Source organism: Mucilaginibacter sp. RCC_168 (genome assembly GCF_041355315.1).
Taxonomy (GTDB): Bacteria; Bacteroidota; Bacteroidia; order Sphingobacteriales; family Sphingobacteriaceae; genus Mucilaginibacter.
On sequence record NZ_JBFUPN010000011.1, the window covers coordinates 210,538 to 222,722 of the forward strand.

General features: G+C 40.4%; 8 protein-coding genes. 6 read left to right on the top strand and 2 right to left on the bottom strand.

What is annotated here, in order from left to right; translation table 11 throughout:
- Positions 1 to 53: 53 nt before the first annotated feature.
- On the bottom strand, positions 54 to 833 hold the full coding sequence (locus AB6735_RS12480) for a carbonic anhydrase (protein ID WP_218128198.1): 780 nt from the start codon (positions 831 to 833) through the stop codon (positions 54 to 56).
- Between the two features lie 310 nt (positions 834 to 1,143).
- Positions 1,144 to 1,533: a nuclear transport factor 2 family protein gene (locus tag AB6735_RS12485; RefSeq protein WP_090463636.1), complete on the bottom strand. Its 390-nt coding sequence runs from the start codon at positions 1,531 to 1,533 to the stop codon at positions 1,144 to 1,146.
- Between the two features lie 138 nt (positions 1,534 to 1,671).
- Here AB6735_RS12485 and AB6735_RS12490 point away from each other — a divergent pair, with 138 nt between their 5' ends.
- The 6 genes from AB6735_RS12490 (at position 1,672) to AB6735_RS12515 (ending at position 11,449) form a co-directional block, all read left to right on the top strand.
- Entirely contained in the window at positions 1,672 to 1,980 is a 309-nt protein-coding gene (locus AB6735_RS12490; protein WP_090465725.1) for a helix-turn-helix domain-containing protein, read from the top strand.
- 645 nt (positions 1,981 to 2,625) lie between these two features.
- Positions 2,626 to 3,216 carry an RNA polymerase sigma factor gene (locus AB6735_RS12495; protein WP_090463630.1) on the top strand — a complete coding sequence of 197 codons (591 nt, stop codon included), beginning with the start codon at positions 2,626 to 2,628 and terminating at the stop codon, positions 3,214 to 3,216.
- 95 nt (positions 3,217 to 3,311) lie between these two features.
- Entirely contained in the window at positions 3,312 to 4,481 is a 1,170-nt protein-coding gene (locus AB6735_RS12500; protein WP_090463627.1) for a FecR family protein, read from the top strand.
- Positions 4,482 to 4,654: 173 nt separating this feature from the next.
- Positions 4,655 to 7,945, top strand: coding sequence for a TonB-dependent receptor (locus AB6735_RS12505; RefSeq protein WP_090463624.1), 3,291 nt, complete (start codon positions 4,655 to 4,657; stop codon positions 7,943 to 7,945).
- A gap of 11 nt (positions 7,946 to 7,956) precedes the next feature.
- Positions 7,957 to 9,627, top strand: a complete 1,671-nt coding sequence (locus AB6735_RS12510) for a RagB/SusD family nutrient uptake outer membrane protein (protein ID WP_090463621.1) — start codon at positions 7,957 to 7,959, stop codon at positions 9,625 to 9,627.
- A gap of 205 nt (positions 9,628 to 9,832) precedes the next feature.
- Entirely contained in the window at positions 9,833 to 11,449 is a 1,617-nt protein-coding gene (locus tag AB6735_RS12515; protein WP_143013804.1) for a hypothetical protein, read from the top strand.
- Positions 11,450 to 12,185: the final 736 nt, after the last annotated feature.

The window sequence follows — 12,185 nt, forward strand, 5'->3', positions numbered from 1 at the left end:
GCTACAAAAAACATTATAGAAGGCGCTGACCCTAATTTTCATGGTGGTATGGCTTACTTAGATTTCTTTTCCGGAAGACCATGCAAGGTTTCCTTTAAGAGTTCTACCTTTCCAGTGTGAATATCATAAACGGCGCCTACGATCAGTATCTCGCCTTTTGAATATTTTTTATGCAAGATAGGATCTAAATTCCTGAGGATATTCACCTGATCGATTACATTTTGTCTTACTGCATTATTTACAGGATCGCCCGGCATGTGTGCTACTTTGGCTACAGCAGGTTTAATTTCATTTATTAAAGTCACTATGTGGCCAGGAACATCTTCAGGTCTTTGCACTGCCGCCGCCACGGCGCCACACTCAGTATGTCCTAAAACAACAATTAACCTGGTGTACAATTTTAACACCGCATACTCTATGCTTCCATAAGAGGCCGCCGATGAAACTTGCCCTGCGGTTCTGATAATAAATAAATCACCTACACCCTGGTCGAATACGATTTCATTTGGCACGCGTGAATCAGAACAGCTTACAATGGTTGCAAAAGGTTTTTGACCCAAGCCTAATTTTTTAATGGTTTCCGCATCCTGTCTGGGGCGAATGGATTTATTTTCGACGAATCTCTTATTGCCTCCCATAAGCTTTTTTATGGCTACTCCCGGGTCGGTAAATGCCGAATCTCTATTTACAATATAGTGGTCGGCTCGCCATTTTAAGGAGCCGGAAGCTGATTGTTCGTGCTTTTTGATCACGGTTACTGGTTGTACATTCTGTGCATCAGCAAAATAACGGAGAGTAAACAATACAATAATTACAAGTGGTATTTTTTTCATATAGGTAGGTACTAAAGAGATTTAATTGTTTTTTTGTAATAGGTAGTAAGGAGAAGAAGTTTATGTTTATACCTTTTGATATTCATAAGTTGATCATTATCTAAATCTCAAAAAAGTTTTGGCAATAACTATTATTCGAATACTCTTCAATGGGGACAACCCTGAATTTGTATCGATAATTGTCATTGCCGTTACTATTCTAATAGGGGAAGCTCCCTTATGGACTGGAAATGATGGTACTTTGTTGTAATTAAATACCTTGAAGCTCTTTTTTAATTCGGATCCTTCGTCATTGAATCCCTGAAAAGAATTATTTACCCCAAAACTTGTCTTCGAGTTCCTGATCATCGGAAAATAGCCATACTCCTGTGATCTTTCCTTCATTTACTTCAAACAGGTCTACTCCGGTCATATCGATGTTTCGGTCGTCAATTGTGCCGCTAAAGCGAACTGGCAATGCGGCCATCTTGCCGTTGACCATTAAATTTCCGTATGGCTTCAATGCAAAACTTCCCCGGGTTGCTTCCATCATACCACCGAGCATTTTTCCGATTGCCTCGATTCCTGATTTTACTCCTGAAAATTTGTGGGATCCTGGTTGATGCCATTGTGCGTTGGGACTAAAGAATGAAAAGGCAAGGCCTACATCGCCTTTTCCTAAGGCTTCCAAATAGGCTGAAATTATTTCCTTTGGCATCATAATATTTGATTTTTTTAATGTTTACTTTGCAAAGTAATGTGATATCTTACTTTTGCACAAGTACTTACTTACCGGTAAGGTACTTACCTGTAGGTTAGATATATTGATAATCAAATGGAAGAAACTCCGAAAATAATCATGCAGTCGGATATAAACTGCCCGGTTAGAAAATCTTTAGTATTGTTGGGTGGCAAATGGACGTTGTTAATACTGTTCCAAATAAATGAAAGGACTATCAGGTACGGCGAGTTAAAAAGATGTATTCCCGGAATCAGTGAGAAGGTGCTAATGCACGAATTGAACGTCTTGGTGGCAAATGAATTTGTTGCTAAGAAATCATACGCAGAAATTCCCCCCAGAGTTGAATACCGACTAACGGACAAAGGATTAAATACTTTGCCAATCGTAGATCAACTTGCAGCTTTCGGACTCCATAACCTTTTCTGATATTTATTCTTAATAGCTATATATCAATTTCATCGCTTCGCAAATCTCTTCCTATCTAATTTTACCGATGTAAATTTAGAAGGGAAAAACAACGGTTACAGTTGGTTACCCGATATAATTTTAACTAAATCACGCAAACTGAACGCGACTATTACTTTGAAGCTAAGACTCGACGCCGGTTGACTGGTTTTTAAACGGTGTAATGATATTTAGGCCCTAAAATGACGTTTGGTTTTTCTATATACAAGGGCAGGTCTGTAAGTTACGGAAGTGCCCGGATCCGGAATGAAAAAACGGTGTCAAATTCAAATTCTATATTAGGTGAATCTTGCGGAGTATGCGCCAGAATGGGTTTGTTGGCCGCGGGAGCAGACCCTATCAGGGAACTTACACTAATCCAGGAAGTCCAAAGAGGATGCCAGTTATAGTTAAACCAAAACATAATATTTTGCAAACAATTATAAATAACTATTTTCGTCGAGTCAATTATAAACGAAACCAGTAAATTTCATTTTGATGATTTTAATGATTCGTTTCAGTACACTTGTGATGTATTGAACGCAATTAAGATCGTAGTAATTATTGCCAAACCGGAAATAGAAGGCGACCTCTTTTATTCACTTTATGTTTAAAACTTTATAAGACATGGCGTCCATTTACGGAGCTTTTGATGATCATCAACTTGCTGATCTTTTAACGTCAGATGATGAGGCTGCATTCGTTGAAATTTATGAACGCTATTGGAGTAAGCTTTATATATTGGCGCGAAACAGATTAAATGACTCCTGCGAAGCAGAAGAAGTCGTTCAAGATATATTTTACAGCCTTTGGCGGAATCGAAGGTCGTTCGAATTGATAAAGGGATTTGATAATTATTTTTCATCAGCAGTAAAGTTCGGCGTAATTAACAGGTTATCAAAAAAAGCCCGGCGAGTGACTTATTCTCAGGAGATTGCTGAAAGAGTATCAGAAATTGATGAAAGTACAACTCACCGGCTGGACTTACTTGACCTCCAACAACACATACAGGTATCTTTAAGCAGCTTACCGGACAAATGCAGGGAAATTTTCAACTTAAAGTACGTTCAGGGATATTCACAACGACAAATTGCCGAGGAACTGACAATTTCCGAAAAAACAGTAGAAGCTCATTTATCAAGGGCCCGTAAAAAGCTCAAGGGGACATTTTTTCATATCTCATTATTCCTTATCTCCATTTTTCTTTTGTTCTCGTAACGGTAATATTCAATACCTGCATGTAGGTCGCAATTTTTTTTTGCTGCATAGGGATTTGTGCCTTTGTTTTGTCTATATATAAAACGACATCTTTAATGGCTGCAAAGGAAAACCAGGAACGCATATGGGAACTTGCCAGGAAATGGCAGGATGATAGCATTACAGAAGACGAACGTAAGGAATTCAATGATTGGTATAAATCCTTTGATGACACCGGCATGCCCGATCTCCTGGGTGATAGCCCCGAGGCATTAAAGGAACGAATGCTTCGGTCTGTTATGAAAATGAAAAGCAATTCTGACCGGGCAGCTGCACAAACAACGTTTTTTTCTTATCGCGTTGCTGCCGCAGCAATTGTCCTTCTTTGCTTATCTGTCGGTGCATACTTATTTTTAAGGCCGTCAATAAAATACAGCGCGCACAAAATTGCTGTTATAAAAACCGATGCCAGTCCCGGTCGTAATAAAGCAATACTTACTTTATCAAACGGCGAAAAAATCGACCTTGATCAAGCCCAAAGCGGAATATTAGCCCGAGAAAAAAGCGCCATTGTCAAGAAGACAAAAGATGGGCGGCTAGCCTATAACAATACAGCTTTAGGAGCTGGCCCAAACAATGGCGAAATGCTATATAATACGGTAACTACGCCAAGGGCAGGACAATATCAAATTACTCTGTCGGACGGATCGGATGTGTGGCTTAATGCCTGTTCGTCGATTAGCTTTCCGCTCGCTTTTGGGGAAAATGAGCGGCAGGTAAAAATATCCGGAGAGGTTTATTTTGAAGTTAAAAAAAATAAACATTTACCATTCCGTGTAATCAGTAACAACCAAATAGTCGAGGTACTTGGCACACATTTCAACATTAACGCCTATGTGGACGAATCGGTAGTAACAACAACCTTACTGGAAGGATCGGTAAAGATATCTCAACTTAACCAGCCCAGTGCAAAGTTTCTTAAACCCGGGCAACAATCAATTATTCAACCCGGCAAGGCGCCTATTAACATACAACAAGTGGATACTGAAATTGCTGTTGCCTGGAAGAATGGTTATTTCCGCTTTGAACATGCAGACCTGCAGTCATTGATGCGGCAGTTTTCCAGATGGTATGATGTTGATGTAAGTTATGAGGGAGCAATAAGTGATGATTTTTTTGAAGGGCAGATACCGCGAAGCTCCAAATTATCTGAAGCATTAAAAATATTGGAATTGGGAGATGTCCACTTTAAAATAAAAGACAAAAAATTAATAGTGCTGCCTTAAATGACCTTTTTAATCAAACAATTGTTAAACCAAAAAAGCTCAATGATATGAAGAAATAGCTATACAATTACCCACATGCCTAAAAAGAGCCGAAAGTGCTTCCAACACTTTCGGCTAATTACGTCGGGCCAGTCAAAAAACGAATCCATTACTAACCCAAGCTTAACAAAAGTATGAAATTTAAACTATGTGGCAAATTAGCTGCCATTGGGTGGATTTTTCCATCTAAAATCATTCTGGTGATGAAACTCACTACACTCCTTTTAATTATTGCCTGTGTGCAAGTATCCGCCAAAGGATACGCGCAAATGGTTACGCTCTCAGAAAAAAACATCCAAATAGCTGAAGTGTTTACCAAGCTGCATAAGCAAACCGGTTACAGTTTTTTTTACAAATACAAGTTTGTCAAAGATATAAGGGTATCTGTTGAATTACAGGATGTAAATATTGAACAAGCCCTAAACGCGATTTTAAAGGACCAGCCGCTCACCTATTCTATTGTCAATAAGACTGTGGTTTTAAAAAGGAAGGAAGGAACTGATGCTACAAAAGACGTCGGTATTCCGCCTGTAACAATAAAAGGTAAAGTCCTCGATGAAAACGGAAAAACCTTACCAGGCGTCACAATTAAAGTCAAAGGATCAAATACTGGGGTCGTCACCGATTCAGAGGGTTCATTTACGTTCACGGTTCCGGAACATGCTACCATTGTTGTATCCTTTATCGGGTATGAGTCGCAGGAAATTGCGTTAAACGGAGAACTAAACTTGACCGTCAAACTTACGCCTTCCCTTAAATCCCTCGATCAGGTTATCGTGATTGGCTATGGTGCTCAAAAGAAATCGGACATTACCGGCTCAGTTGCACGTGCCGATTTGGAGTCATTCAGACAATCGCCCAATACTAATTTAGTACAGTTGTTGCAAGGAACGGTGCCCGGTTTAAATATCGGACAGGTATCATCTGCGGGCCAGTCGCCTACGATTCAAATCAGAGGACAATCTACAATTTCCGGATCCCAAAATGTTTTGATTGTTCTGGACGGAATTGTTTATAGTGGCGATATATCCAGCATTAATCCAAATGACATCGCTTCCATCGATATCTTAAAGGATGCAAGCAGTAAAGCCATTTACGGTGCATCAGCAGCAAACGGCGTATTGTTGATCAGCACAAAAAAAGGGAAAGCAGGCAGCAAGCCGGTTATTAACTTTTCATCTTCCTATGCTACACAGAACCCAGCTAGCCAGTTACATCCTTTAGACAGGAATGAGTTTATACAAAAAGTAAAAGATATCAATTGGCGACAAGCTTATTTAGCGCCTGATTACCTTACACCAAATCCGGCCTTCGATCTCCGCTCAAAATTAGATGCTACACAGGTATCGGGCTATGATAATGGAACCGATTACAATTGGTACAAAGCAGCCACTAATCCGGGCTTGTTGTATGACCAGCAGCTAAGTGTGAGTAACGCTACCGAAAAAACCAATTTTTTCATTTCTGGCGGCTATACCAAACAAAAAGGCTTTGTTATTAATGATCAGTTCAACAGGAAATCGGTAAGAATCAATCTGGAAACGAAAGTTTTCGATTGGCTTACTGTCGGAGCGCAGGCATTTACTTCACTTGCTGATTATTCCGGTAACCCTCCCGATTTACGAAGCATCATGCTTTACAGTCCTTTGAACACTCCATACAGCCCTGCCGGAGCCATCAATCTGACGCCTAATGCATCCATTAATAACCCCTTTTTAAGTACCTATGGAAGCGATTATAACCACAGAAATACTTTGTCAGGTAATTTTTACGGGATTTTCAATATTCCTCATGTCAAAGGACTTACCTATCGTTTGAACTATGGCAACGGATATTATTGGAATCAACATTATATGGCTAACCAATACTCCGCTAATTTTACAGGGGCGGTTTCAAAAGTTAATGATGCCACCTACGATTATACTTTGGACAACATTCTAAATTATAAACGAACTTTTGGTTCTGATCATGCAATTGACCTAACCATGGTTTATGGCGCAAGAGAGCGTAAGTATGAAACCACATCTGCTTCAGGCACGGGATACAACAATATATCGTTGGGTTATAATAGTTTACAGCAAGGACTTATCCAGCAAATATCATCCAACGCTTATAGCGAGACTTATAATTATCAAACTGCCAGGCTGAGTTATGGCTATAAAAGCAAATACCTGTTAACATCTACGATCAGAAGGGATGGCTTTTCCGGCTTTGCGAGTAATAAGAAATTTGGTGTTTTTCCATCAGTGGCAGCTGCATGGATAGCCAGTAATGAGTCCTTTCTTAAAATCAACTGGCTTGATAATTTAAAGTTACGGGTGGGTTATGGCTCCAATGGCAATTTAACCAACCGTTATGCTTCTTTGGCTACTGTGTCGCAGGGAGCTGCTTATGTTTTCGGGGATGCCGGCGGTACCTTATTTGGCCAGCAGGTAGCTACATTAGCCAACAACAACCTATCATGGGAAACCACAACCGGTATTAATATTGGTGTAGATTTTTCTTTACTCAATGGCCGGATAAGTGGAGCTGTGGATTACTACAATACCAGTACCAATAATTTGCTTTTTAGTGTTAACATCCCTACAATTACGGGATTCTCGTCTATCAATACCAATGTCGGGGAAATAAATAATTCGGGGGCCGAATTTACATTAAATACGATAAACGTTAAAGTAAAAGATTTTCAATGGAGCACCGTACTAAATTATGCAACCAATAAAAACAAGATCAAAAAGTTATTGGGCTCCGGTGACCTTGTATCCAGCAACCTGTTTATCGGACAACCTTTGGGTGCTATCTACAACTATAAAACCGATGGTATATGGCAAATTGGCGAAACACCCCCGAGCGGTTATTACACAGGCGGCAATAAGCTGGTGGATGTCAATGGGGATGGTAAAGTAACATCAGATGACCGGGTAATTTTAGGGCATACCGAACCCGCTTACAGGTTTAGTATAGGCAATACTTTTTCTTATCAACAGTTTTCTTTATTTGTATTTATCAACTCTGTACAGGGTGGAAAAAATGGCTATTTGGGCTACAATAATCCATGGAGCGATACTGGCATTCAGCAGGGAGATAATGCCATAAGAAATAACTGGTTTAAAGAAGTCAATTACTGGACACCTTCAAATCCAAATGCAGCTTACCGCATCACGGGTAGCGTGCCGGCTATCGACCCAGGCATCTATCAGGATAGAAGCTTCGTCAGGCTCCAAGAGGTTTCACTCAGCTATAATTTTAGTAGCGCACTGATCAACAAAGTGGGAATAAAAAATCTGCGTGTTTACCTGAGCGGTAAGAACCTTGCAACATGGACGAAGTGGAAAGGATGGGACCCTGAAACCATCCAGGGCTTTGCTTATGGAGCATCCCCGGTTATTAAAGCTTATTCCGCAGGATTAAATGTTACCTTTTAATTATTAAAAACATGAAAAATCTATATAAAATTTTGATGTGTACTGTATTACTGAGTACAATATCATGTAAGAAGACATTCCTCGATGAAAAACCACTCGATTTTGCAAGTACGGTCAATTCATTCAGCACTTTAAAGGATTTTAACGCTTCTGTTTATAACTTATATAATTTAGTTCGTACCGAATTTTATACTTACGATGAACAAAGTCCATTTGATTACATCTACGGATTGGACCTGGTATATGACGGCCAGCCAAGTGGCCCTCAAAGGTTCAGTGATTACGCAGTTTCAACCAATCCCAGTAACGGTTATTTAACAATCCATTGGACTAACCTCTATAAAATCATTTCAGAAGCGAACACTATTTTAAACAGGTTGCCATCCTCATCGGTAACTGGTGCAGATGCTAATCTTGTTCAGGCGAATGCCCGGTTTTTTCGAGGTTTTGCCTATCGGACACTAGCTTATTTATATGGTGGGGTTCCGTTAGTGTTGAACGAAGTGACTTCGCCTAAGACGGATTTCGTAAGGGCGAGTCAGGCGGATGTTTATAAGCAGGTAATTGACGACCTGATGTTTGCCGCTGCTAACCTGCCGGCAATTTCGGCGGTGCAAGATGGCCAAATATCCAAAACGGCAGCCCAGCATTTGTTAGCCGAAGTTTATTTAGCCGCAGGGCAGTTTAATAATGCGGTTACAACGGCCAATCTTGTAATCGATGACGGAAATATGGCTTTAATGAAAACCAGATTTGGGTCGCAAAGCGCAGATCCAGGAGATGTTTATTGGGATTTATTCAGGCCGAAGAACCAAAACCGTAGTTCAGGTAATAAAGAGGCTATCTGGGTAATTCAATTTGAAAACGATGTGCCGGGAGGCTCTTCTTCCGCCACCTCCATTAACGGCAGCTATCGTTTGGAAAGACAGCACGCCCCTTTAATAAGGGATCTCACATTAAGCGATGGCGCAAAACCGTTTTTATGGCCGGTATCTGATTATACCGGGGGAAGGGGTATTGGCTGGGCCATTTCCACAAGATATTTTACCAACTCCATCTGGACCAGTGATTTTAGTAATGACATGAGAAATTCAAACTATAATTTTGTCCGCACCTTCACCTACAACGATCCAGCTAAACCCGCGTATTTTGGTCAGACCGTTTCGACAGAAAATCCGCCACCGGGAGTTATCGTGCCAAGCAGGGCATTTTACGCCTATCAATCTAAATGCACAACTCCAGGAAAACACCCCGATGGATTATTCATCAATAAGTCTACGCTTCTACTGAGCTCTGCAGCAGGCGGTACATATTGTAATCAATATATGTTCCGTCTGGCCGAGACCTATTTAATACGTGCGGAAGCATACCTCGGTGCCGGATTGTTGGAAAACGCTGCAAAAGATATAAATGTTGTCAGAGCGAGGGCAAATGCCTCACCCATATTATCTTCTGCGGTCAATATTAATTACATATTAGATGAGCGGATGCGCGAATTAGGTGTTGAAGAAAAGCGACGGCTTACTCTGGCCCGGCTTAACCTGGTTTACGATAGGACCGTAAATGTAGCGCATAATCCAGTTGCTGCCAATATCAAACCAACCAACAATCTTTGGCCGATACCTCAAAGTGAAATAGAAAGAAACAAAGACGCCAAATTAATTCAAAATCCTGGCTATTAGTGTAATGCTAAAAAAACAAAGCTTATTTTAAATGGATAATTTTAAGATAAAAATTAAGTATCTGACACTAATTGCATGCCTGTCCATAATGATTGGACAGGCATTTGCACAGTCAGCGGTTCAACCACTTCCATACATTCTGGACATGGTGCATAATAACCCAGGAGAAGTACCTTATGTAACAAAGTATAATGATCCAGTTTACATGAAATCTCAGGGTTTTAATGGAATGGTAACTCATTGGTTTGTCAATTGCGCCATTACTTATGATAATTACGAAAAAGGCATTGTTCCTGAAAACAGTAAAGAGCGGGAATGGATAATGGCGAAAGCTGCGGAAATCGATAAAAAACTGAATGCCTGTAAAAAGGCTGGTATGTGTGTTTATCCATTTACCGACTTCATTGTTTTTCCAAAATCATTGTGGACAAGATATGGCAGCGAAATAACGGGGAAAGGCAAGGTAGCCGGGACTGGCGGCATGGACGAACGGTCAAGAAAGCCCGATATGCAAAGCAAAAGGACCCAGGATATGCTCCGTGCACAGATAGCCGGGATTTTTGAACGGTTTCCTCAACTGGACGGTTTGACACTTCGCTTTGGCGAAACATATTTACAGGATGCTCCTTATCATATGGGAGGTGGGCCTATACGTGATGGTAAGAGTGGTATAGAAGATCAAGTGACCTTGATAAACATTTTACGGGATGAGATTTGTGTAAAGCGCAATAAGAAGCTGTTTTATCGTACTTGGGATTTTGGATATAATTTCCATAACAACCCCGATTATTATCTGGCAGTTACCAATCGAATAAAACCGCATCCTAATTTAATTTTTGTCATTAAATATCAGCAGGACGATTTTCACCGCATGACACCGTTTAATCCTACGCTCGCCATCGGCAACCATGCACAGATAGTGGAGGCACAATCAAGGATGGAAGCTTACGGGAAAGGTGCGCATCCGTATTATACGGCCAAAGGCGTAATAGACGGCTGGCCGGAGACGAAATATGAAATCGTTTTTGGGCGACATGAATTCAATGGGAAGCTTAACGATCCAGACAATCCGCGGGGAATAAAAGATATTTTGGGTAAAGGATTATTAAAAGGAGTTATGACATGGTCAAATGGAGGCGGATGGGACGGCCCGTATATCACTAATGAGTTATGGGCAGATTTGAATACATACGTGCTTTCACAATGGGCGCAGCATCCCGAAAAGTCCGAAGAAGCCCTCTTTTATGAGTTCGCTAAAAGGCTTGGGTTAACTGGTTATGAAGCCGATCTGTTCAGACAGCTAAATCTATTGACCATAGAAGGTGTGCGGAAAGGACAATTGAACAGTTATACATCTAATGCCGTTTGGTGGAGTCGTGATCAATATTTTTCGGCGGTAGAAAACAAAAATATAGTCAATGAAATCATTAACAAAAAAAAAGAAAGAGAAATATTGGCTGAAAAAGCAGAGGCTTCAGCCATATGGAGGCAGATTGAAGCGTTGTCGAAACAAATCTATGTAAACAATGCTGCTGATCAGGAAGCTGTTGAAGTGTCATGTACCTATGGCCGGATAAAATATGAACTGGTCGAACAGATGTGGATATTGATGATAGAAAACGGCATCGCAAAACGGGGCGGCAGTTTCAATATAGGGGTAATTAAGCAGGCCATTAACCATTACGACCTCTTATGGTCGGAATGGAAGGCTCTAAAGTCATCCAGTAAATATTGCGCTACTCTTTATACCGATTTGGCTTTTAGAAATCAGCAAAACGGAAGTATAGGAGAGCTGGTTGACAGTTTAAGAAAGGTTTTATGACGATCGTTATGTTTATGCTTATTATATCAGTTTTAATAATACGGACATCGATTTCCGAAATAACGGAGCGTTCGTTTAACATGTAACAGCGACATAATTATGGGTATGGTCCTATGTTCAGTTTAAAGAGTATCACTGTTTTCTCATCGTTAGGGCTTTGGCATCAACAATAAAACGGGTTTGATTTGACCAGATAATGATTATGACAGCATCTTGATGGTAACTTTTAAAAACGGAAAAGCTTACATGGAAGTTGATAAGGAAAATGTCAACCCATCAGCATTGTGGATTTTAGCTTAAGGTGCGTGTATAATACTTAAGCTTTATCGTCTTCATAAGAATAAAGTTGCAATTTCGAGATTTACCTTTATCTGACGAGATTTACCTTTATCTGAGTTGGTCTATGAATGAATGCCCCAGATACTGTTTTAAGGGATATATAAGAGCTGATCGAGAAAAGAATATTAGAAAAAGAACCTGCAGGCCGTCAGAACATCACTTATAACTTAGTATCTCGGGAAATAACATATCAAGAGGGACCGGATACTTATAAGTTATGATTTGAGCTGTTCTTTTCTAACTTCGCGGCATGACTACGAATTTTAAGATCACGTTTGAAGGAACGGAATTTGAATTTATAACCATGAACAGGGTAAGGCTGGGTATTCTGCGGAGGGTGACCATGCTATTCCGTGGCAAACGGAGCATGTATTTGGCTGGCGGACGAGTACAGCAA